This is a genomic window from Psychrobacillus sp. 05T411 (genome assembly GCF_056396485.1).
Map to the genome: position 1 here is coordinate 175,764 of NZ_JBFTLO010000007.1, position 23,015 is coordinate 198,778.

Annotated in this window: 26 protein-coding genes and 1 pseudogene; 23 read left to right on the forward strand and 4 right to left on the reverse strand. The window is 36.7% G+C overall.

Annotated elements, in window-relative coordinates:
• The first annotated feature begins 63 nt into the window (after window positions 1–63).
• The 8 genes and pseudogenes from mltG (at window position 64) to mtnN (ending at window position 7,468) form a co-directional block, all read left to right on the forward strand.
• A pseudogene (gene mltG / locus AC1DFT_RS07710) lies at window positions 64–1,182 on the forward strand (endolytic transglycosylase MltG).
• Window positions 1,183–1,274: 92 nt separating this feature from the next.
• Complete coding sequence (locus AC1DFT_RS07715) at window positions 1,275–1,910, forward strand: O-methyltransferase (protein WP_477918607.1); 636 nt, start codon at window positions 1,275–1,277, stop codon at window positions 1,908–1,910.
• Between the two features lie 4 nt (window positions 1,911–1,914).
• Window positions 1,915–2,844, forward strand: a complete 930-nt coding sequence (locus tag AC1DFT_RS07720) for a peptidase U32 family protein (RefSeq protein ID WP_477918608.1) — start codon at window positions 1,915–1,917, stop codon at window positions 2,842–2,844.
• Between the two features lie 49 nt (window positions 2,845–2,893).
• Window positions 2,894–4,135, forward strand: a complete 1,242-nt coding sequence (locus tag AC1DFT_RS07725) for a peptidase U32 family protein (RefSeq protein WP_477918632.1) — start codon at window positions 2,894–2,896, stop codon at window positions 4,133–4,135.
• On the forward strand, window positions 4,135–4,773 hold the full coding sequence (gene udk / locus AC1DFT_RS07730; protein WP_477918609.1) for a uridine kinase: 639 nt from the start codon (window positions 4,135–4,137) through the stop codon (window positions 4,771–4,773). The genes AC1DFT_RS07725 and udk overlap by 1 nt, the downstream gene beginning before the upstream one ends.
• Before the next feature lie 114 nt (window positions 4,774–4,887).
• Window positions 4,888–5,361, forward strand: a complete 474-nt coding sequence (greA, locus tag AC1DFT_RS07735) for a transcription elongation factor GreA (RefSeq protein WP_477918610.1) — start codon at window positions 4,888–4,890, stop codon at window positions 5,359–5,361.
• Window positions 5,362–5,891: 530 nt separating this feature from the next.
• Window positions 5,892–6,581 (forward strand): YrrS family protein, encoded by a 690-nt coding sequence (locus AC1DFT_RS07740; protein WP_477918611.1) that lies wholly within the window; start codon window positions 5,892–5,894, stop codon window positions 6,579–6,581.
• 194 nt (window positions 6,582–6,775) lie between these two features.
• Window positions 6,776–7,468, forward strand: a complete 693-nt coding sequence (gene mtnN / locus AC1DFT_RS07745; protein WP_477918612.1) for a 5'-methylthioadenosine/S-adenosylhomocysteine nucleosidase — start codon at window positions 6,776–6,778, stop codon at window positions 7,466–7,468.
• Between the two features lie 198 nt (window positions 7,469–7,666).
• Here mtnN and sigK read toward each other — a convergent pair whose 3' ends face one another.
• The gene (sigK, locus tag AC1DFT_RS07750; RefSeq protein WP_477918633.1) at window positions 7,667–8,395 is read right to left on the reverse strand and encodes an RNA polymerase sporulation sigma factor SigK; all 729 of its coding nucleotides are present in this window, start codon (window positions 8,393–8,395) and stop codon (window positions 7,667–7,669) included.
• Window positions 8,396–8,502: 107 nt separating this feature from the next.
• Window positions 8,503–9,042 carry a CDP-diacylglycerol--serine O-phosphatidyltransferase gene (gene pssA, locus AC1DFT_RS07755; RefSeq protein ID WP_477918613.1) on the reverse strand — a complete coding sequence of 180 codons (540 nt, stop codon included), beginning with the start codon at window positions 9,040–9,042 and terminating at the stop codon, window positions 8,503–8,505.
• An 89-nt stretch (window positions 9,043–9,131) separates the two neighbouring features.
• Between pssA and AC1DFT_RS07760 the strand changes: the two genes are divergently transcribed.
• The 12 genes from AC1DFT_RS07760 (at window position 9,132) to AC1DFT_RS07815 (ending at window position 18,544) form a co-directional block, all read left to right on the forward strand.
• The gene (locus tag AC1DFT_RS07760) at window positions 9,132–9,914 is read left to right on the forward strand and encodes a phosphatidylserine decarboxylase (RefSeq protein ID WP_477918614.1); all 783 of its coding nucleotides are present in this window, start codon (window positions 9,132–9,134) and stop codon (window positions 9,912–9,914) included.
• 37 nt (window positions 9,915–9,951) lie between these two features.
• Window positions 9,952–10,473 (forward strand): YqeG family HAD IIIA-type phosphatase, encoded by a 522-nt coding sequence (locus AC1DFT_RS07765; RefSeq protein WP_477918615.1) that lies wholly within the window; start codon window positions 9,952–9,954, stop codon window positions 10,471–10,473.
• Window positions 10,470–11,573 carry a ribosome biogenesis GTPase YqeH gene (gene yqeH / locus AC1DFT_RS07770; protein WP_477918616.1) on the forward strand — a complete coding sequence of 368 codons (1,104 nt, stop codon included), beginning with the start codon at window positions 10,470–10,472 and terminating at the stop codon, window positions 11,571–11,573. Before AC1DFT_RS07765 ends, yqeH begins: the two co-directional genes overlap by 4 nt.
• A gap of 12 nt (window positions 11,574–11,585) precedes the next feature.
• Window positions 11,586–12,416 (forward strand): shikimate dehydrogenase, encoded by an 831-nt coding sequence (gene aroE, locus AC1DFT_RS07775; protein WP_477918617.1) that lies wholly within the window; start codon window positions 11,586–11,588, stop codon window positions 12,414–12,416.
• Complete coding sequence (gene yhbY / locus AC1DFT_RS07780; protein WP_477918618.1) at window positions 12,403–12,708, forward strand: ribosome assembly RNA-binding protein YhbY; 306 nt, start codon at window positions 12,403–12,405, stop codon at window positions 12,706–12,708. Before aroE ends, yhbY begins: the two co-directional genes overlap by 14 nt.
• Complete coding sequence (locus tag AC1DFT_RS07785; protein WP_477918619.1) at window positions 12,705–13,277, forward strand: nicotinate-nucleotide adenylyltransferase; 573 nt, start codon at window positions 12,705–12,707, stop codon at window positions 13,275–13,277. The genes yhbY and AC1DFT_RS07785 overlap by 4 nt, the downstream gene beginning before the upstream one ends.
• Window positions 13,267–13,842: a bis(5'-nucleosyl)-tetraphosphatase (symmetrical) YqeK gene (gene yqeK, locus AC1DFT_RS07790; RefSeq protein WP_477918620.1), complete on the forward strand. Its 576-nt coding sequence runs from the start codon at window positions 13,267–13,269 to the stop codon at window positions 13,840–13,842. The genes AC1DFT_RS07785 and yqeK overlap by 11 nt, the downstream gene beginning before the upstream one ends.
• Window positions 13,839–14,192 carry a ribosome silencing factor gene (gene rsfS / locus AC1DFT_RS07795; RefSeq protein ID WP_477918621.1) on the forward strand — a complete coding sequence of 118 codons (354 nt, stop codon included), beginning with the start codon at window positions 13,839–13,841 and terminating at the stop codon, window positions 14,190–14,192. Before yqeK ends, rsfS begins: the two co-directional genes overlap by 4 nt.
• A complete protein-coding gene (locus tag AC1DFT_RS07800) occupies window positions 14,192–14,929 on the forward strand; it encodes a class I SAM-dependent DNA methyltransferase (RefSeq protein WP_477918622.1) in 738 nt (245 codons plus the stop codon). Before rsfS ends, AC1DFT_RS07800 begins: the two co-directional genes overlap by 1 nt.
• Before the next feature lie 71 nt (window positions 14,930–15,000).
• Window positions 15,001–15,633, forward strand: coding sequence for a helix-hairpin-helix domain-containing protein (locus AC1DFT_RS07805; RefSeq protein WP_477918623.1), 633 nt, complete (start codon window positions 15,001–15,003; stop codon window positions 15,631–15,633).
• Between the two features lie 62 nt (window positions 15,634–15,695).
• Window positions 15,696–16,259 (forward strand): ComE operon protein 2, encoded by a 564-nt coding sequence (locus AC1DFT_RS07810; RefSeq protein WP_477918624.1) that lies wholly within the window; start codon window positions 15,696–15,698, stop codon window positions 16,257–16,259.
• A 68-nt stretch (window positions 16,260–16,327) separates the two neighbouring features.
• Window positions 16,328–18,544 (forward strand): DNA internalization-related competence protein ComEC/Rec2, encoded by a 2,217-nt coding sequence (locus AC1DFT_RS07815; protein WP_477918625.1) that lies wholly within the window; start codon window positions 16,328–16,330, stop codon window positions 18,542–18,544.
• Window positions 18,545–18,590: 46 nt separating this feature from the next.
• On the opposite strand, the gene AC1DFT_RS07820 is transcribed toward AC1DFT_RS07815, so the two are convergent.
• Window positions 18,591–18,725 carry a YqzM family protein gene (locus AC1DFT_RS07820; protein ID WP_093266124.1) on the reverse strand — a complete coding sequence of 45 codons (135 nt, stop codon included), beginning with the start codon at window positions 18,723–18,725 and terminating at the stop codon, window positions 18,591–18,593.
• A 155-nt stretch (window positions 18,726–18,880) separates the two neighbouring features.
• Here AC1DFT_RS07820 and holA point away from each other — a divergent pair, with 155 nt between their 5' ends.
• Entirely contained in the window at window positions 18,881–19,885 is a 1,005-nt protein-coding gene (gene holA, locus AC1DFT_RS07825; RefSeq protein ID WP_477918626.1) for a DNA polymerase III subunit delta, read from the forward strand.
• A 637-nt stretch (window positions 19,886–20,522) separates the two neighbouring features.
• On the opposite strand, the gene rpsT is transcribed toward holA, so the two are convergent.
• Window positions 20,523–20,771 carry a 30S ribosomal protein S20 gene (gene rpsT, locus AC1DFT_RS07830; RefSeq protein ID WP_142538269.1) on the reverse strand — a complete coding sequence of 83 codons (249 nt, stop codon included), beginning with the start codon at window positions 20,769–20,771 and terminating at the stop codon, window positions 20,523–20,525.
• Window positions 20,772–20,932: 161 nt separating this feature from the next.
• Here rpsT and gpr point away from each other — a divergent pair, with 161 nt between their 5' ends.
• Complete coding sequence (gpr, locus tag AC1DFT_RS07835) at window positions 20,933–21,946, forward strand: GPR endopeptidase (RefSeq protein ID WP_477918627.1); 1,014 nt, start codon at window positions 20,933–20,935, stop codon at window positions 21,944–21,946.
• A gap of 55 nt (window positions 21,947–22,001) precedes the next feature.
• The gene (gene spoIIP / locus AC1DFT_RS07840) at window positions 22,002–22,808 is read left to right on the forward strand and encodes a stage II sporulation protein P (RefSeq protein ID WP_477918628.1); all 807 of its coding nucleotides are present in this window, start codon (window positions 22,002–22,004) and stop codon (window positions 22,806–22,808) included.
• Window positions 22,809–23,015 lie beyond the last annotated feature (207 nt).

Sequence of the window (23,015 nt, forward strand, 5' to 3'; positions counted from 1 at the left end):
CATTCCTCCTTTTTCTTTTTGGTCATTATCTAGTATAATGAATTGCAATAAGGGGGGGAACCCGTGGGAAACGAATCAAAAAAAGAAATAATGTTTGATCGAATGAAAAATAAGAAAAAAGAAGTGAAACTAGTTAGAAGAATTGTATTGTCCATTGTACTTTTTCTGCTCATTGTAGGCGTAGTAGGCGGATATATTGCTTATAATTATGTGAAAAGTGCTTTAGAACCGATGGACCCAACTTCAGAAGAGCAAGTGAATATCGATATACCGATTGGTTCTGGAGTGGACACCATTTCATCCACACTGGAAGCAAATGGAATTATTAAAAATGCGAAAATATTTAAATACTATGCCAAATTTAATAATGAATCTAATTTTCAAGCTGGCTAATATAGTTTAACGAAAGCTATGACTTTAGATGAAATTATCGAAAGTTTAAAAACAGGTAAAGTATACAGAGAACCATTGTTTACATTAACAATTCCTGAAGGTCTAACTTTAGAGCAAATTGGACAAGTAATTGAAAAGAAAACAGGGCAGTCTGCCGATGAGTTTTTTGCGCTCGTAACGAGTGAAGAATTTGTTGATCGCATGATGGTTAAATATCCGAATCTGCTATCTGCAGAAATTAAAGCAGAAAATGTTCGTTATGCATTAGAAGGGTATTTGTATCCTGCAACATACCCGTTTTTTGAAGAAAAACCAACACTAGAAGTAATAGCTGAGACAATGCTTGCAAATACGGAAAAAACGGTATCAGCCTACTATGACCTGTTGCAAACAGAGGAAAAAACAGTTCACTGGTTGTTGACATTTGCATCATTGCTAGAGGAAGAAGCGACTGCACAAACAGATAGAGAAACAATTGCTAGTGTATTTTATAATCGACTGGATACCGATATGCCATTGCAAACAGATCCAACGGTTTTATACGCATTAGGAAGTCATAAAGACCGTGTACTATTTGAAGATTTGGAAGTGGACAACCCATATAATACATATCAGAATTTAGGTTTACCACCAGGTCCAATAGCGAACGCAGGAAAATCGTCTATTGAAGCCGTATTAAATCCAACAGATACTGATTATTTCTATTTCCTAGCTGACAAAGAAGGACAAAACCACTTTTCCGAAACATATGAACAGCATCTTCAAAAAATAGATGAGTTTTTAAAATAATATATTGCAGGAGAAGGAATGAGGTCGCATTCTTTCTCCTGCTATGCTATTATAAGATATGTTTTTTACATATAAAAGGGAGCTAGCTAGCAATGAATGTAAGTGATGAATTTTTAAAAGACTTTATTAAACCTCGCTCCGCTATTTTTACGGAAATGGAGCAATATGCAAAAGAAAACCATGTGCCGATTATGCAGTTAGTAGGGATGGAGTCCTTACTTCAACTTCTTTCTTTACAAAAGCCAACATCCATTTTAGAGTTAGGAACAGCGATTGGCTATTCTTCTATGCGTATGGCAACAAAGTTAACAGATGCTACAATCGTAACAGTAGAACGAGATGAACAAAAATGCGAACTTGCCAAAAGTTATATAGAGCGAGAAAACTTGCAACATCGTATACAAGTTATTATTGGAGATGCTTTAGAAATTTCAGAAGAGCAACTCGGCGGTCAAACATTTGATGCAATCTTTATCGATGCAGCAAAAGGACAATATAAAAACTTTTTTGAGAAATACGCTCCATTTCTAAACGATGGTGGCGTTATTTATTGTGATAATATATTGTTAAATGGTTTGTCAGAACTACCGATGAGTGAAGTACCAAGACGAAAAAGGACGATGGTTCGTAACCAACATCAATTTATGGAGTGGCTGATGAACCATCCTGATTATGACACAGCCTTTCTACCGGTCGGCGATGGTATGTTAGTAAGTATTAAGAGGTGATTGGATGAACAAGACAGAGCTTTTAGTTACACCTGCTAATTTAAATCATTTAAGTGAATTAATCACAGCTGGAGCAGATGCTTTTTTAGTTGGAGAGCAATTTTACGGTTTGCGTTTGGCTGGAGAATTTACAATAGAAGATATTAAAGTTGCAAGAAAACTAACAAAAGAACATAATAAGAAATTATATGTGGCGATGAATGGTCTTTTTCATAATGACAAGGTAGATGCACTTGCTTCATATATGCAAAAACTACAAGAGATTGGCGTGGATGGTATTACATTCGGAGATCCCGCAGTTATTATTGCTAGACGAGAAGCAAAGCTGACCATTCCATTACATTGGAGTACTGAACAAACTGCAACAAACTATTTTACAGCGAACTATTGGGGAAAACGAGGGGCAAATCGTGCCGTTTTAGCCCGAGAACTAAGCTTAGATGAAATAGTAGAGATTAAAGAAAATGCGGATGTAAAAATAGAAGTGCAAGTGCATGGTATGACTTGTATGTTCCAATCCAAACGTTCTCTACTTGGGAACTATTTTTTATTCCAAGATAAAGCAATGGAAGTAGAAAATCGTTCCAACAATAAACATATGTTTTTACATGACAAGGAACGTGCCAATAAGTATCCGATTTATGAAGACCAAAATGGTACACATATATTCAGCCCAAACGATATGTGCATGATTGATGAATTAGACGAGCTTTTGGATGCAGAGATCGATAGTTTGAAAATAGACGGGATTTTACACGATCCATCCTTTGTCACTGCTATTACAAGTTTTTACAGACAAGCGATTGATGCCTACTACGACTCTCCAGCTAGTTACAAAAAGGTAAAAAAAGAATTATTCCATAAAATAGAAGAAATACAACCTCCACTCCGACCGTTAGACACTGGTTTCTTCTTTAAAGAAACAGTCTACTAAGAAAGGAAGGTTACAAGTGACAATCACTAAACTAGATAATATAAGCGAAATGATAGATGGTAAGCGCGTTATTACAAAAAAGCCTGAATTATTGGCACCAGCAGGTAGTTTAGAAAAACTGAAAATAGCCGTTCATTATGGGGCTGACGCTGTGTTTATCGGAGGACAAGAATTCGGATTACGATCAAACGCAGGAAATTTCTCGATTGAGGAAATGCGTGAAGGCGTTGAATTTGCAAATCGATACGGGGCGAAAATATATGTAACGACGAATATTTTTGCACATAACGAAAATATGGATGGACTAGAAGAATATTTACAAGGCATTGAAGATGCCGGTGTAACCGGAATCATAGTAGCAGATCCGCTAATTATTGAAACTTGTCGTACTTTTGCTCCTAAGCTGGAATTGCACTTAAGTACACAACAATCATTATCCAACTGGAAAGCCGTTCAATATTGGAAAGAAGAAGGGCTGCATCGGGTTGTACTGGCTCGTGAAACGACTGGTGATGAAATTCAGTTAATGAAAGAAAAAGTGGATATAGAAATTGAAACATTTGTACACGGAGCTATGTGCATAGCTTATAGTGGAAGATGTACACTTTCTAATCATATGACCGCTCGTGATTCGAACCGTGGTGGCTGTTGCCAATCTTGTCGTTGGGATTATGATTTATATGAGCAAATTGATGGGGAAGAGCACGCCTTATTTGATGAAATAGATATTCCATTTGCGATGAGTCCAAAAGATTTAAAACTGCTGGAATCGATACCAAGAATGATTGAAATGGGTATTGATTCATTAAAAGTAGAAGGACGTATGAAATCGATTCATTACATCGCAACGGTAGTTAGTGTTTACCGGAAAGTAATCGATGCATATTGTGCAGATCCAGAAAACTTTGTGATGAAACAAGCATGGCTGACGGAACTTGAAAAATGTGCAAATCGTGAAACGGATACGGCATTTTTCGAAGGAGAACCGAGTTTTGAACAACAAATGTACGGTGTACACGATAAAAAGCTTGGGTACGATTTTGTCGGACTCGTGTTAGATTATAACGAAGCGACACAAATAGTAACTCTTCAACAGCGGAATTATTTTAAACCTGGAGACCAAGTAGAATTTTTCGGTCCAGAAATTGAAAATGTCCGAATGACAATCAGTGAAATAACGAATGAAAAAGGGAAAATATTGGACGCAGCAAGACATCCTTTAGAAATAGTACAGTTTACATGTCCAGTTAAATTGTACCCAAATAACATGATGAGAAAGGGGCTAAAATAATGTCTAATAGAACTCCTCTTATCATTGGAATTTCTGGTGGTTCAGGTTCTGGGAAAACGAGTGTAACAAATGCGATAAGTGATGTATTTAAAAATCATTCTGTCGTAGTGATCGAACAAGACTATTATTATAAAGACCAAAGCCATTTAAAATTTGAAGAGCGTTTAAACACAAACTATGATCACCCACTTGCTTTTGATAATGATTTACTTATCAAGCATATTAATGATTTATTGAATAATAAAGCAATAGAAAAACCAGTGTATGATTATGCACAGCATACACGTTCTAACGAAACGATTACGATAGAGCCAAAAGACGTAATCATTTTGGAAGGAATACTAGTGCTAGAAGATGAGCGTCTCCGTAATTTGATGAACATAAAATTATTTGTCGATACGGATTCCGATTTACGAATTATTCGTCGAATTTTACGAGATATTCACGAAAGAGGTCGTACGGTTGAATCAGTCGTGGAACAATATCTGACAGTCGTTCGCCCTATGCATAACCAATTCATAGAGCCGACCAAAAAATATGCAGATGTTATTATTCCAGAAGGCGGACAAAATGAAGTGGCAATCGATTTAATGGTTACAAAAATAAAAACAATTCTTGAAACTGACGTTATTGTATAATATGATGATTGGTGATTGACAATAATTTCATGAAATTCATATCATTCAGTTATTCAGCATATGAATGGTACATGAACCAAGTTTTAAGTGTGTATTTAAAGGAGTGTATGGGAAGTGTCAACAGAGAAACAATATCCAATGACCGTTGCTGGTAAACAAAAGTTAGAAGATGAATTAGAATTATTGAAAACGGTTAAACGTAAAGAAGTGGTGGAACGTATTAAAATTGCGAGAAGTTTCGGAGACTTATCCGAAAACTCGGAGTATGATTCTGCAAAAGAAGATCAAGCATTTGTAGAAGGTAGAATTTCTACACTTGAGTCAATGATACGAAATGCAGTGATTATAGAAGAAGAAGGCAATAATGATACAGTATCACTAGGGAAAACGGTAACATTTATCGAAATACCCGATGGTGACGAAGAAACATATACAATTGTCGGCTCGGCAGAAGCAGATCCACTAGAAGGCCTTATTTCCAACGATTCACCTATTGCTAAAGGTTTACTTGGTAAAACAATAGGAGAAAAAGTGAAAATCGTAACTCCAGGCGGAGAAATGGACGTAGAAATAAAATCGATTTCATAACAAAGAAGAGGTAAACGATTATGTTTGCCTCTTTTTTGAATGCTTTAGGGAAAATGAATAAACTAGACAATTGGTTAAGTGCCTTTTAAAAAATAGTGTAAATCATCCTACAGTGAAACAGTGACGTAGTGACCGCCGAAATCGCCAGCTAGCAACTGCTAGACAGGTTTGTCGTGTTCAACGGGGTTATTGTCGCGTTCGCAGTCTATATTTTCTCGTTCAACCATTTAATGTTAATTTCGGGCACTGATAAGCTAGCATTTTCTATTGATTTTCACTGCAGGCGACGACTCCAGTGGGCTCATCACTCACCCCACGGAAAGCGTTCGACTGCAGCGAAAATCAAAGCGGTCACTAGTCAACGCACTACGTCGCAGTATCCTTATATTGCACATACTTTCTATTGTGGAAAAAACTAATAAAATGATGCATTTGAAGCCATTTAGGATTTTGTTCAGGAAAATGAAACTAAATATGCTTTCTAATCGTCTTATAATATTGTATTCTCTTATTAATGGAGGAGGAATTATATGCAAGAAAATAATAGACGCACGATTTTAAGGCAAAATAGAAAGAAAAAATCAAATAAAATACTCAATATACTAATAGGAATCGTATTGCTCTTAATCATTGTAGTTGTGGTCAATATAGTAACAGACGATGAAACGGAAGAAACTGCTGTAGAACAAAATGTATCAGAGACTACAGGATCGCAAGATGACCCGACAGAAGAAGAGGCGACTGATCAAGAGGAAGAAGAATCTTCAGTAAACCAATCTGATTCCCAAAACGAAACAAACTCATCTTCAGCTAAAGAGGAAGTTGAGGGAGAAACTACTCAACCAGATTCATCTGAAAATACTAGTGAGGTTACAACAACCGAGCAGTCTAGTAACAATGCAATCGATGAAAATGCTACTGTTGACCCTTCATGGGAGCCAATTGGTACAACGCAAACTGGTGAGCATGTTTCAAGCTACGACAGTTCTTCGGTTGACTGGGCAGAGAAAGTGGAAGCACTCGCTTACGCTGCTGGATTAGATCCATCTAATATGTATGTGAAGTTTTTAGGTAATGGTGGAAGCCCCCAAAAATCTATTGGAACCGTCACTTCAAAAGATGGAAAAGAAATTTATCGAATCTCTTTAGAGTGGGTAGATGGGCAAGGATGGAAACCGACAAAAAGAGAAAAGTTAACAACATTAGAAGACGCCTCTTGACTTCAAGGGCGTCTTTGACTTATTTTAAAAGAAGTGCTTTATCTTCATTCAGCGGGTATTCTAACGCCCACTGAAAGAAGATAAAGCCTCCGGTGGATGTCACAGATTTTGTAAGGAGTTAATCGAGGTATCGATTCAAAATCTGGACGCAATTACGCCAAGGCGTAATTGATAGAGAGAGGGGCAAAAATATAATGAAAATTGCAGTTATTGGTGCAATGGAACAAGAAGTAGAATTATTGCGTAATGCAATAGAAAATGCGGAAACAAAAGAAATTGCAAATAGTGAGTTTACGATTGGTACATACAAAAATCATGAAGTAATTCTTTTAAAAAGCGGAATCGGGAAAGTAAATGCTGCCATGACGACAGCCATTTTATTAAACGAGTATAATCCGGACTATGTTATTAATACTGGATCAGCTGGTGGATATGATCCGACACTTTCGGTTGGGGCGATTGTTATTTCAGATGAAGTTCGTCATCATGACGTCGATGTGACCGCTTTTGGCTATGAAATGGGACAAGTACCGCAACTTCCTGCAGCGTTTAAATCCGATAAACATTTGATGAAATTGGCAGAAGGAGCAGTAAAAGAAATTGGTGAACATGAAGCGGCTACTGGATTAATCGCAACTGGCGATATTTTTATGCATAATCCTGAAAAAGTAGAAGAAGTTCGCGGTCATTTTCCACAGATGAAAGCTTGTGAAATGGAAGCGGCAGCTGTTGCGCAAGTTTGTCATCAGTTTGAAGTTCCCTTCGTTGTTATCCGATCACTATCTGATATTGCTGGAAAAGAGTCATCTATTAGTTTCGATGAATTTCTACCAATTGCAGCTAAGCATTCGACGGAGATCGTATTACGTGTAGTGGAGCGTATATAATTTGTCATGAATTTGACAAAGTAGAATAATTACTTTCATATTAATAATTTTTCTATTGTATGCTATGATAAAGGCAGCAAAGGCTTTATTATGTTAGAGGGGGTTAATTGGATGATCTTTTTGATGGGAATGTCTATTTTAGTTACAGCAGTTTTAGCATTCATTATGATAGCAGAGACAAGCGAAGATTAAGTTCTTCTAAGCTCTTTTGGTGTTTGATACATCAAAAGAGTTTTTTTCATGAATATATGATTGGTATAGTTTGACAAGCGCACGTTTTTCAATTCGCGAAACGTAACTTCGAGATATTTTCAATTGCTTCGATATTTCTTTTTGGGTCATTGGTTCATGCCCCAGCAAGCCATATCGCCTAATAACAATATCCAATTCCCGTTTTTCTAAACGTGATAAGTGTGTATACAATCTGTTTGTATCTTCTTCATCGACAAGCTGCTCATCGGTACTTTTATCCATATTTTGAAGTAAATCTGTTATCTCTAACGAATGGCCATCTTTATCCATTCCGATTGGTTCATGCAAAGATACGTCTTTTTGTACTTTCTTTAAAGAACGTAAATACATAAGAATCTCATTTTCTATGCATCTTGCTGCATAAGTTGCTAGTTTTGTTTTTTTAGTAGGTGTATAGCTATTAACTGCTTTCATCAATCCAATCGTACCAATAGAGATATAGTCGTCTAATAGCTCGTGTTTTGGATGAAACTTTTTGACAACATGTGCAACTAGCCGCATATTTCGTTCGATGAGTTCATCTCTTGCGGACAAGTCACCTTCCAAAAAACGATCTATCATTACTTTTTCTTCTTCTGGTGTAAATGGTTGATGAAATGCCTGACCCTTTAAGTAACCGAGAACAAGAGGAAGATCGGAGACAACACTTATAAATGCAGTCAAAAGACCTGAGATACTAATCACCTCCATCAAGTTATACACTTTTAGTATATGTCGAAAAACGCAGGAATATGAAAAAGAACGACTGCGCATAGCAACCGTTCTAAATGGTGAAAATCTTATTAAACCTTTTTTAATGTAAAAGTGCTGATCATTAAAAAAGCAAGAATGATGAATAAAAACATGTAGGCAACATCAGGGATTACATCAATAGCAAAATAGGACAATGTTAAAATTACTCCTGCAACTGTAATCGGTAGTCCTGTAAAAAATCCATTCGATTCGGTTATATTAAATCTAGCAAGTCTAAATGCACCACATGCAATATAAATAATAGTGATGGCCATTCCTGCTGTACTAAAATCTTGTAATACTAGAGAATATAATAACAAGGCAGGTGCAACACCAAAAGATATAATATCACTCATGGAGTCGAGTTGTTTTCCAAGTTCCGATTCAAGATGAAATTTTCTTGCTACCATTCCATCAAATCTGTCTAATAAGCCTGCAATAAATATAAATAGCACACTATATGCGGGTGACTCATGCATTGTAGCCATTATAGCAGCACCACCGAAAGCAAGATTAGCTATTGTAATCATATTTGCTGCTTGTGATTTTAATTTTTTCCGGGTATTGGACATAATGCTTTGTAAATACATTGTAAATCACTCCTTTACAAACCAACTATTTTGTATATTATACTTTGAATAAGTAAAAAATGTAAGCTATTGTTCATAAGGAGATAGAAATGAAAGAAAAATTATACCAATCCATGATTGAATTGACAAATGGAAAATGGTCTTCTACCATTATTCAATCATATGCACAATCTAAGTTAAGTAAATCCTTTATACCTTCTTATATTAAATATTTTAATATAACTTTACAAGATGTCCCTCGTCCGATTCAAGCATTTTCTACACTACATGATTTTTTTATTCGTGAAGTATCAACTGCGAGTCGACCTATAGATGATGGGCAAAGTAGTATTATTAGTCCAGTTGATGCAACGGTTGAAACATTCGGTACTATTACCAAAGATGGCATTTTTTTCGTGAAAGATAAACCGTATACATTAGAAAATTTACTTGGCTCGCAAAAGGTTGCAAAGCAATTTGTAAATGGATCGTATATCATTTTGTATTTAAGCCCTGCTGAGTATCATCGTATTCATGCGCCAATCGACGGGGAAGTAATTCGCCAATATATACTCGGAAAGAAATCATATCCTGTCAACAAATGGGGACTTCAATATGGGAAAGACACAATTAGTGGGAATTATCGTTTATTAACAGAACTTAGTATGCCAAATAAGAAGCGCTGTTTTCATATTAAAGTGGGGGCAATGTTCGTCAATTCAATTGAATTGACGAACACTTCTTCCATCTGGCAAAAAGGCGAGGAGGTTGGTTATTTCTCGTTTGGTTCGACTGTTGTCCTGTTATTTGAAGAAGATAGCATGGAGTTTTCGACTATTGTGAAACCAGGGAAATTTGTACGAATGGGTGAGAAGCTGGCAAATATGCTATAATCGTTAAAGAAAAAGCGCCGAATTGGAGTGTTCGTTTTTGTATTCATATTTTATACCAAGTGAATTTGTTAGAACTATCTTTCATATCACACCTGAATTTTTAAAAGAAAAAGGTGTGAAAGCGGTTATAACAGATTTAGATAATACACTAGTAGAGTGGGATCGACCTGATGCAACACCAAAGTTAATCGAATGGTTTACGAATATGAAAGAAGCAGGAATTCAAGTAACGATTGTTTCGAATAACAACGAGATGCGTGTTAAATCATTTGCGGATCCGCTTAATATTCCTTTCATATCCAATGCACGAAAACCGTTAGGAAAAGCTTTCAAACAAGCAGTTAAGAAAATGAATGTCAGTCGACAAGAAGTGGTTGTTATTGGAGATCAACTATTAACAGATGTGTTCGGTGGCAATCGACAAAAACTTCATACAATTTTAGTCATTCCGGTTGCAAATTCAGATGGATTTGTAACGAAGTTTAACCGCATTGTAGAACGAAGAATTTTTAATTATCTTGATAAAAAAGGTCAAGTAACATGGGAGGAAGAAGTGTGACAGAAGCACCAAAATGTATCGGTTGCGGTACGATTATTCAAACAGAAAAAGTAGGAGAGCCAGGGTATGCCCCGGTATCTTCATTAGAAAAAGAAGTGATTATTTGCCAGCGTTGTTTTCGGTTGAAAAACTACAACGAATTACAACCAGTTTCGCTAACAGATGATGACTTTTTACGCATTTTAAATGGTTTAGGAACGCAAAAAGGATTAATCGTTAAGATTGTTGATATTTTTGATTTTAACGGTAGTTGGCTACCTGGATTACATCGTTTTGTAGGAAATAATCCGATTTTATTAATTGCTAATAAAGCAGATTTACTGCCGAAATCCGTGAAGAAAAACAAAGTAATTAACTGGATGAAACAAGAAGCAAAAAAATTAGGCTTGTCTCCAATTGATGTATTATTTGTAAGTGCACATAAAGGAACAGGTATGAGTGAAGCAATGGAAGCAATTGAGCATTATCGCAAAGGCGAGAATGTATATGTTGTTGGTTGTACAAACGTTGGTAAGTCAACATTCATCAATCGTATTATTAAACAAGCAACTGGAGAAGATGCGGTTATTACAACATCCCATTTTCCTGGAACAACATTGGATATGATTGAAATTCCGTTGGACGATGAAAAAGCATTGTATGATACACCTGGTATTATTAATCATCACCAAATGGCACATTATTTGGATCCGACTGAGCTTAAATTTATCACGCCGAAAAAAGAAATTAAGCCCAAAGTCTTTCAATTGAACAGCGAGCAAACATTATTTCTAGGTGGTTTATCTCGTTTCGATTTTATCAAAGGGGATCGTTCAGCATTTACATGTCATATCGCAAATGATATTCCAATTCACCGCACAAAGCTTGAAAATGCGGACAACTTATATAAAGAGCATAAAGGGAAATTATTAGCACCGCCATCTGAAGCATTTGCAGATCTATTGCCGCCTTTAGTGCGTCATGAATTTAAGATTAAAGATGGCAAGACGGATATTGTGTTTTCAGGATTAGGTTGGATTACTGTACAGCAGGGAGGCGTAGTTATCGCTGCGCATGCACCAGCAGGCGTTGAAGTGTCTATTCGACCATCGCTTATATAGGGGGTTTTTGAGTTGAAAAAATGGTTTGCTGTCATAGGAAGTCCTATCGCACATTCGCTTTCTCCGTATATGCATGATAAATGGCTTTGTGAGCAACATATAGATGCTAGTTATATTCCTATTCACGTGGAAGAAGGCAAGCTAGCGGATGCTGTACATTCATTAAAATTATTAGGTTGTAGTGGTTGGAATGTAACCGTGCCATATAAAGAGGCGATTATTCCTTACCTAGATGAAGTAGACCAATCTGCAAAAGGAATCGGTGCTGTCAATACCGTTGTAAAAACGGAAGATGGCCGGTTAGTTGGATATAATACGGATGGTTTAGGATTTATCGAATCACTTGGATCAATTAGCCAAACAAATCGAATTCTTATTTTAGGTGCTGGTGGCGCATCAAGAGGTATTGCCCATGCTTTCAAACAATTAGGCTTTTCTCAAATTACCATTGCTAATCGGACATATGCGAATGCAAAACGCTTAGTAGAAGAATTACAACTTGGACAAGCAGTCACTTTGGAAGAAGCCGAAGCTACGCTAGGACAGTTTGATATCATCGTTCAAACAACTCCGCAAGGAATGAAAAATAACTCAGCAACACTACCAATTCAGCTAAGTCAAATAAAAGAACATGCAATTGTTGCGGATATTGTATATAATCCTTTAGTTACCCCTTTTTTAGAGGAAGCGAAAAAATACAATGTTCGCACGGTAAATGGATTAGGAATGCTCGTTCATCAAGGGGCAATAGCCTTTACGTATTGGAATGGAGTTAAACCAAATACGGAGCAAATGGTGGAACGTTTAACCGAGCAATTAGGAGGAAATTATGTTAACAGGTAAACAAAAAAGATTTTTACGTAGTCAGGCACATCACTTAGCGCCAATTTTTCAAGTTGGTAAAGGTGGCGTAAACGATGCGATGATTAAACAAATAGGCGAAGCATTAGAAGTTCGTGAATTGATCAAAATTAGTATTTTACAAAACTGTGAAGACGAGAAGCATGAAGTGGCAGAAGCTCTTGCTAAAGGGACAAGCTCTGAACTTGTCCAATTAATCGGTTTAACGGTTGTATTATATAGACCATCCAAAAATAATAAAAGAATTGAGCTTCCAAAAGCGAGTCGAGCATGAGAAAAAAAGTAGGGATTTTAGGCGGTACGTTTAATCCGCCTCATATTGGTCATTTGATCATTGCCAACGAAGTATTAAACGCATTAGGTCTAGATGAAGTGCGTTTCATGCCAAATGCAACCCCTCCTCATAAACAAAAGGACGAGCTAGTAACAGCGGAGCAACGATTAAAGATGACGCAACTTGCCATCCGTGGAATTCCCAAGATGGCAGTGGAAACAATTGAATTAGAGCGTGGCGGCACTTCATATACATTTGACACAATCGAAATGTTACAAAATAGAGAGCCAGAGACAGATTTTTTCTTTATCATCGGTGGCGATCAAGTAGAGTTTTTACCGAAGTGGCATCGAATTGATGAACTTGTTCAAAAAGTACAATTTGTAGGGGTTCCGAGACCAAATACAACACTGGATACAGCATATCCTATTAGTAAAATTACAATTCCTCAAATTGATTTGTCTTCTACACTTCTGCGTAATCGATTGATGAATGGCGTAACTACGAAATTCCTTATCCCAGATAAAGTGAATGATTTCATCCAAAAGGAGAAATTGTATGAAGTTTGAACATGTATTGCTGCAGATGAAGGACAGAATGCCTGAAAAACGCTATATTCATACAAAAGGTGTAGCGATAACAGCAATTCATCTTGCAAAGAAATATGGAGAAGATATAGAAAAAGCAGAGCTTGCGGGTATTTTACATGACAGTGTGAAATATGCGAAGAAGGAATGGTTGAGAGAAAAGATTGTTTCGGAAAAAATGGATCCGATTCTTTTGGAGTTTCACCATGAACTTTGGCACGCGCCTGTTGGAAGTTATGTAGCTGAACATGAATTTCATATTCACGATGAAGATATTTTAAATGCGATTAAATACCATACAACTGGCCGAGCAGGTATGTCATCTCTCGAAAAAATTATTTACATCTCTGATATGATTGAACCTGGCCGTAATTACCCTGGAGTAGAGCTACTAAGAGAAAAGGCAGAGCAAAATTTACAAGATGCAATGATCAGTTGTATCCAACACAGTATGACCTTTTTGATCGATAAAAAACAACCGGTATTTCCGGATTCATTTCATTGTTACAATGATTTGATACAAAAGAAAGGAAAAGTGAACGAATGACAACGACAAAAACATTAGTAGAGGTAGCTTATAAAGCTGCAGACGATAAAAGAGCAGAGGATATCGTCGTATTAAATATGCAAGGAGTATCATTACTTGCAGACTACTTTCTAATCTGCCATGCAAACTCAGACCGTCAAGTACAAGCGATTGCAAAAGAATTAGAGGAACAAGCAACAATCGCTGGTTACAATGTGAAACGCCTAGAAGGGTTCGATGAAGCGAGATGGATCTTAGTAGACATGGGCGATGTAGTAGCACATGTATTCCATAAAGACGAACGTGCTTACTACAACTTAGAGCGTCTTTGGGGAGATGCACCATTGATTGAAGTAGGGCAAGATGCATAATGGCAATGTACGACCGATTTGCCTTTATTTATGATTCACTCATGTCCGATATAGACTATGATAAATACGCAAAATGGGTGCAGGCATCTGCACCCGTATCTAGCGGAAAACGTTTAGTCGATATTGGTTGTGGTACGGGTGTCTTAAGTGTGCAATTTGCGAAAGCTGGCTATGACGTAATGGGTGTAGATTTATCAGAATCGATGTTAACGATTGCACAAAGTCGCAGTTTAGAACAAGGAATGAACATTTCTTACATATGCCAATCAATGGCCGAATTAGATGGCATGGATGAGGTAGATGTAGCGGTTATTGCGATTGATTCGATCAATTATTTGAAAACCTTTGAAGAAGTGAAACAAACATTGGAACGAATTTTTGAAGCATTAACACCGGATGGTCAATTATTTTTCGATGTTCATTCCCTTTACAAAATGGATGTTGTTTATCCAGATGGTCCCTTTACATATGAGGATGAACAGGTTGCTTATATATGGCATACAGAAATAGGGGAAGATGCACATTCGATTTATCATGATATAACCTTTTTTGTGCAAGATGAATTGGGTTATTACGAAAGATTTGAAGAATCACATTACCAACGTACATTTTCGTTAGAATCATACACGCATTTGTTAAAACAAATTGGATTTTCTACTGTCGACGTTTCCACTACTGTTTTTGATGAACAGGATGAAGAAGAAATCGAACGTTATTTTATACATGCTACCAAATAGTTCTTTCCAAAGAGAGGTAAATTTAGTATAGTCTTTATGACTCCATATAATTTACCTCTTTTTGCGAGAGGATGATATTTCTGTTTCGTTTATTAGTTCAGAAATACAAGAAAAAGCTGTTGCTCCCAACAACAGTGATCACAATCATATTATTTTTTATCATACAATCCCAATTTAAATCAGCACCTCCCACAGCTGATGTTGTACAACCCATCCCTTTTGAAAATCCCATAATAGAACAACCATTAGAAACAACCGAATATATAAAAGATATTGCTATTTTTATCGAAGTCAAAGGCGCAGTGAACAACCCCGGAGTTTATGAACTAACAGAAGGTGATCGTGTATTAAACGCAATTGAACTTGCCGGAGGTTATTTAGCTACGGCTAATAGTAAAAACATTAACCATGCCCAAAGAGTAGTAGATGAAATGGTTATTTATGTACCGCTTGAAGGAGAAGAGGCGGAGGAATTAGAAACAATTGAAGCAATGCAACCCTCGAATTCCAATTTAGTAAATATTAATAAAGCGGATACCACAATGCTTTCTACCTTACCTGGAATCGGTCCTGCCAAAGCAGAAGCGATTATTGCTTACCGAGAAGGAACCGCCAATTTTAAAGAAAAGCAAGATTTAATGAATGTGACAGGGATTGGTCAAAAAACATTTGAAAAATTAGAACCCCTAATAACTGTGAAGTAATATTGACTGTTCACGATAAAAACTACTACACTAGAAGAAGTATATATATTGGAGGTAGTTATATGGAGCGTATTACATGGGACCAATTTTTCATGGCACAAAGCCATTTACTTGCATTAAGAAGCACTTGTACGAGGTTAGCAGTCGGTGCAACAATCGTTCGTGATCGACGTATTATGGCAGGGGGCTATAATGGCTCCATTTCAGGTGGAGATCACTGCATCGATCATGGCTGTTACGTTGTAGATAATCATTGTGTACGGACCATCCACGCAGAAATGAATGCATTATTACAATGCTCGAAATATGGTGTTTCGGTAAATGGAGCAGATTTATACGTGACTTATTTTCCTTGTTTACCATGCACAAAATCGATTATTCAAGCAGGAATTGCTCGTCTTTATTATGCACAGGATTATAAAAACAACGAATACGCTATTAAGTTGCTTGAACAAGCTGGTGTGGAAGTAATTCATGTGCCGTTTGACGAACGTAAAATCGACTTTTTAAGTGACGAAAAAGTTGCACTTTATATGGAACTGTTAACGAAGTTACGTGAGAAAGGAGCAAGTGTGGAAGAATTGGCGCCTTATGAAACGAAGGTGGCAGAATTATTCGGCGTATAAACATCCAAGGCAATCTTATTTATGTAGCTTTATCTATTGTAATTGCTACGATTAGTGCTTATGAATCTATGAATTTACTATTGTTATTTGTCATGCTTTTTTGCTGGCTAGTGTACAAACAAAAGCATATACTTTTTATATTTGGAACCATGATCTTTGGTTTTGCTTCTTATTTTTATGTACAAACAGTAATGCCGTTACAAGCAAATGAAATTCAAGTAAAAGAAATAACTTGGACAGATGTTTATCGGATAAATGGGCAGTATATCCGGGGATTCGCTATTTCTGAAAAAAATGAAAAATGGTATGTGCAACTTAAAATAAGTACGGAAAATGAAAAAAATATGTTTATGCAAACATCCGTTGCAGGTATGGTATTTCAGGTAGATGCTAAAGAAGTAGAGAAAAGACCAGCTTCCCATGCTTATGCATTTGACATGGATTCCTATATAAAAAGTAATGGTGCAGTTGGTCAAATTGCCGTAGAAACGTACCAAATCACTAGGAAACATGAGTCCTTTCTTACGTACATGGCCGAAAAGCGATTTGGTATGATGCGGCATATACAAACTACCTTCCCTCTGTCTTTACAGGCAGAAGCGGAAGCGCTTTTAATCGGCAGTAGAGAGCAGATGCCGTCCCAAATGCAAGATGCTTACCAAACATTAGGAATCACGCATTTATTTGCAATTTCGGGTCTCCATGTAGCTTTACTCGCATTGCTTGTATATGGATCAATGATTCGGATAGGCATTCGAAGAGAAACGGCAAATTTAATCTTAATAATTGCTCTTCCACTTTATGCATTTATCGCTGGAGGAGCTCCATCTGTATGGAGATCTGTTTCCGTAACAGAGATTGTATTACTGAGTATATTGTTTAGAAAAAAACTTGCAATCGATGATGCATTTTCGTTAAGCATTATTGGTTTTGTTTTACTGACGCCTTGGGTCATTTTTCAAATTGGTTTTCAGTTATCGTATTTAGCCGCGTTTTCGCTTATTTACTCATCTGTCTTATTAAAAAATAGTATGTCCTATGTCATGCAATCTTTTGTTATTACCGCACTATGTCAATTGATTGTTTATCCAATTCTTCTTTATCAGTTTTATGAAATTTCCATTTCCTCCTTCCTCGCAAATTTAGTTTTTGTTCCTTTGTTTTCGTTTGTCATTTTACCTATTAACCTTTTTTTCTTGTTACTTACGTATCTTTCCACTACGATAAGCGATTTCCTTTTCCAATTATATGAACCGATACGCAGTTTATTAAGTGAATTTATCCTGCACTTAGGTAGCTTACCTTATCAGCTTTGGAATCCGATGAAGCCATCCTTACTACTTGTGTTCATTGCTTATGGAACGGTATTATTCTTTTTTGTTTCAATAGAACAGAAAAAAAGACTAGTTTTGAGCAGCATTCTTCTTTTAGTGCCAATTGGGGTTATGCATGTTAGACCGTATTTGGATTCATCGGCGAAAATAACATTTTTGAATGTTGGACAAGGGGATTGTATCGTGATTGAAATGCCTTACCGGAACGAAGTAATCATGATTGATACGGGAGGGTTATTACGATTTGAACAGGATGCATGGAAAGCAACGAATGAAGTCTATGAAGTGGGAAGGCAAATTGTTGTACCGTTTTTAAAAGGAAAAGGAATAACTAAAATAGATACATTGGTTATTACACATGCGGATGCGGACCATATGGAAGGTGCTGAAGAGATTCTACGGGAAGTGCGGGTAGGTGAGATTCATATTACCCCCGGATCAGCGGAGAAAGAAGTTATGGAAGATTTGATGAAAGAAGTAAAAGAACAACAATTAACTTTGATAGAAAAAGGAGGTGGAGAGGAAATAGATTCAAGCTATTTTCAGTTTCAATATATCTATCCAATGGATTCTATCTATGAAGGAAATAATGATTCACTTGTCTTATCAATGCAAAATAGTTATTTTCATGGATTATTTATAGGGGATTTAGAGGAAGAAGGAGAGCTAGAATTAGTTAAAAATTACCCAAATGCGTTAAAAGACATTACCTTATTGAAAATTGGGCATCATGGAAGTAAAACCTCTAGCGAACAATCTTTTTTAGCATTAACCAATCCAGATATATCAATAATCACAGCGGGGTTTGGAAATAGATTTGGCCATCCGCATCCAGATGTTGTTGAACGTTTAGAAGCGCTACAAATTCCTTTTTTACAAACAGGGAAGGATGGGGCTATTGAAGTGGAAATAAGGAAAACAGGAGAAATATTCGTAACGACTCCGCGTTAACTAAAAAAGGATTTTGCCTAGTATAGACAAAACCCTTTTTTAGCGATTATCGAGAAACAAACTCAACAATTACTGCAATAGCGAACATAATGGTAAAAAATCCAAAGGAGACTACAAAACCTACGCCTGAGTCGATTGCGTCGTTACGCTTCGACTGTACATTTTGTTCAAATTCATTCATTATTACCCCTCCTATTTCCACCTAATTATATAGGATAGCCTATTAAAAATCTACATGGAATGTTTCTTTTCTCCTTTCCCGCTGACAATGTCACAAATTATTCACTACTTTTACGTTATAATAAAGACAAATCAACAGCAGTAAGGAGATCTAAGATGATTTCAGAAAAGTGGATGAAAATAGCGAACAATGATTTGTCAGATGTGTATTTATTATACGGAACGGAAGCGTATTTTATAGAAGAGACATTAAAAAGATTAAAAAGACAATTAAATGAGCACGGGGAAGTAGAAATAATAACTTTTGATATGGAAGAAAAAAGCGTGGATGAAGTAATTTATGAAGCGGATACAATTCCTTTTTTCTCTGATAAGAAGCTTGTCATTGCCAAAAATGCATTCTTTTTAAAAGCAACAGAAAAGGGAAAAGAAAAAGTGGTACATGACACAGTGGGTTTAGAAAAATGGCTTCAAAGTCCTTCTCCAACAGCAATTGTCGTTTTTATCGCGCCTTATGAGAAACTAGACGAGCGTAAAAAAATTACAAAAGCGATGAAACAATCTGCTAATGTAATCGAAGCAACTAGCTTGCAGGCACATGATTTAAAAAGTTGGGTGTTACATGAGCTCAAAAGACACGGCAAAACAATGTCAGAAGAAACGATGGATCGTTTTATCGAATTTGGTGGAACCGATTTAGTTCATTTACAAACAGAATTAGCTAAAATCGCGACGTATGTAGGGGAAATAGTAGAAATTGATACAGAAACAGTAAAAATATTACTGGTTCGAACGTTAGAGCAAGACGTTTTTACACTTGGAAATGCTTATCTTTCAGGCAATAAAAGCGAAGCAATTGCCATTTACCATGATCTATTAAAACAAAAAGAAGATCCATTAAAGTTAAATGCATTGATTGCTACTCAAGTAAGATTAATGGTACAAGTAGGTCATTTAAAGAAAAAAGGGTATCATGCCCAACAAATTGCCGGCATTCTAAAGGTACATCCTTACCGAGTGAAATTGCTATTTGATAATCCGATATTATATAACGAAGCCAAGTTATTACAGACATTAAATGATTTAGCGACTGTAGATCTGCAATTAAAAACATTAAATATTAATCGGGACCGGATATTAGAATTGTTTTTGATGAAATAAAGACTGTTGATTTACCGTTTTCCTCTTGCACTTTTTCGGTTAGCTATGGAAGAAATAATCACTACATCCTTACCGAGGACTAAGTGTATCAGAAAGTGACTACGTCACTTTCTGATACACTATTTTCGATAATGTTGTTGTGGTTATTTGTCCGTCGCGTACCTACAAAGTTCAAAAGAAAGATGCAAATTCTTTGGAAAATGAAAGAAAAGCTACTTTTCTATTCAGTGAGGAAGTGCCCGAAGATGCAATTTCGGGCACCCTATCGATTTCTATCATGTATTCCTTGCTTATTTTTTGCAAAGTTATCACTGGCAATTTGGTGATATTTAATTGAAGAGAGACACTTCTTTCTGAGCGAAAAAGTGGAAAAAAGTAGAGTAGGACTCAAAAGCTTTAGCACATAAATTACCCGTGCTTACGGAGTGCGACGGATGAGCGACTTCCACACGATTACCGAAAAAAATGGGCAAGGGATGCGACTTTGTCGCATCCCTTGCCCATCAAGAAATCTCGGTCATGGAGTAGAATTCGTTCAGTTCAAAGCACTCAGTAAGCACCTATGCATAGAGTGCCCAATATGTTATCCCAAAATAAATAAAGACTGACCGAATGAATCCGGTCAGTCTTATTTACATTACGCTTTTTTCATTAATTGAGCTTTCTTACGAGTAGCTGCGTTTTTATGAATTAAACCTTTAGAAGCTGCTTTCTCCAATTGTTGGATTGCAGATTTAATAAGTTCTTTTGCGTTTTCGTCATTGTTAAGTGCAGCATTGTCAGCTTTTTTAACAGCAGTACGCATTGCAGATTTAGCAGTAGCGTTTTGAGCGTTCAAAGTTGCGTTTTTCTTAACACGTTTGATTGCAGATTTAATATTTGGCATACCTTTCACCTCCTAAAATGGTCTCGAGATGATACATTTCTTTGTTGAAACTGTCTAATACAACAAGCATTATTTTAACAAACGCAAAAACAAATTGCAATATATAAATGCAAAGAATATTTACTTGACACATCGACCAAACTAATTTGGAGGTGAATTATATGTGGGGAAGAACCGATTTATTAGACGAATCAGACGAAATGGTCAGACATCGTACAAAAGAAGACAAGAATACATTAAACAAATCTGAGGGCATTAAATTTGACGAAAGTAGGGAAGGAGCTGTATTAGTAACCTCGATTGAAGTGGACGAAAACGGAGAAAAGGAACTAGGAAAGAAAAAAGGGAAGTATATTACATTAACCGATTTAACAGTTAGTCCAGTTGATGATCGAAGCTTTCAACACTTAGAAAGAATATTTGTTGATAAGTTAAAAGACATTCATCAGAATGTTAATCTAACGAAGTCATCTAAAATTTTAATAATAGGGCTTGGCAATGCACTGATTACACCAGATGCAATAGGACCTAAAGCGATTGAAATTTTACAAAGCTCTGCATTGACATCTGAAGAATCTATCAAGGTAGTCATGTATGCCCCAGGAGTAACTGGCCAAACAGGCTTTGAGACCAGTGACTTTATAGAAGCGATAAGTAATGCGTTTAAGCCAGATTTAATCATTGTATTAGATGCGCTTGCTGCCAGAAATAGTGAACGGCTTTGTAAAACAATCCAAATTACCAATACAGGTATACATCCGGGTTCGGGTGTTGGAAACCAACGAAAAGAGGTTTCAGAGGAAGTATACGGCGTGCCTGTAACGGCAATCGGGATACCAATGGTTGTTGATGGACCGGTTTTATATGCGGATGCCATGGAGCAAGTTATTCACTATATTGCCTCCAAAATAGAAGAAAAGGGAAGCCCTTCTTCGGCTTTAGCCGTAACTCCAATGGTTTCTAGTAAAAAACCAACTATTGACAAAGCAGTATTACAACCAATTTTTGGGGAATGGGTCACTTGGCCAACTGAAGAAAAAAGAAAGCTGTTTGAAGAAGTTTTTGTAGGAAAGAATCCCTCCTTATTTGTAACACCGAAAGAAACAGATGCATGGGTGGAACAATATGCCCATTTGCTATCTAACGGTTTAGAAACATGGATTACTAGTAGATGATGTCGTTCTAAAATTCCACTTTTCCACATACGATTGTGTGAGGAGAGTGGAATATATGGCTAAATCCATGAAGAATTTAACAAGCATTTTAATCCTTTTATTTTTAGCACCTATCATTATTGCTACCATCCAAACACCTCTTTTTATGGCTCAACCGGAACAAGTGGAAGAAAAGAAAAAAGAGGACATTCCCGTAGTGTACGCGGCCCAACTAGAAAAAAATCCAGTCGTTCAAGAAGTAATAACGGAGCCAAAAAAAGCATTTGTTTACTTTACTCATTCGCAAGAAGCTTATCAACCGATACTTGCTGCACAAGGTGAAAAAATAGCTATTTATCATCCAATAAGCAATATCACGACTTTTCAAGATCAAATAAATGCCCAATTTGCACTTCATCAATTGGAAGCCTCTTTTTTGGAAAACTACAACAAAAAAGAAATGGATGACTATAACTCAATACGTCCATTAGTCCAACAAGCAATCGGGCAAAAAGATTATGATATCATTTTAGATATTCATAGAGATTCTGCCAAAGCAAATGTGACGACACTAAAAAGTGGAGAAGCAAGCTACGCTAAATTTATATTCGTTATTGGCCGAGAGCATCCTAACTACAGATGGAATGAGCAACTGGCACAGAATCTCTCTAACCAATTAAATAAATTAGTACCTGGAATTTCACGAGGGGTATTACCAAAAGAGGGAAAGGGAGTAGATGGAGTATATAATCAAGACCTTTCCAATGATTTAATCAATGTAGAATTAGGAGGCATCGACAATACCGAAGAAGAAATTAATCGTTCGATTGCAGTTCTAGCAAAAGCATTATCCAATCTGTTAAATGAACAGTTGCCTTCCTAAATATTAAAATAGCGCGGCTTATAGATTTTAGGGCTTTCTGCAAATTATAGGGAAACTGCGACGTAGTGCGTTGACTAGTGACCGCTATGATTTTCGCTGCAGGACGGACGCTTTCCGTGGGGTGAGTGATGAGCCTTCACCGCCGCTTGCGCGTACGTTGTGAAGTCTCATCTTACTCACTTGATCCCACTGGAGTCGCCGCCCTGC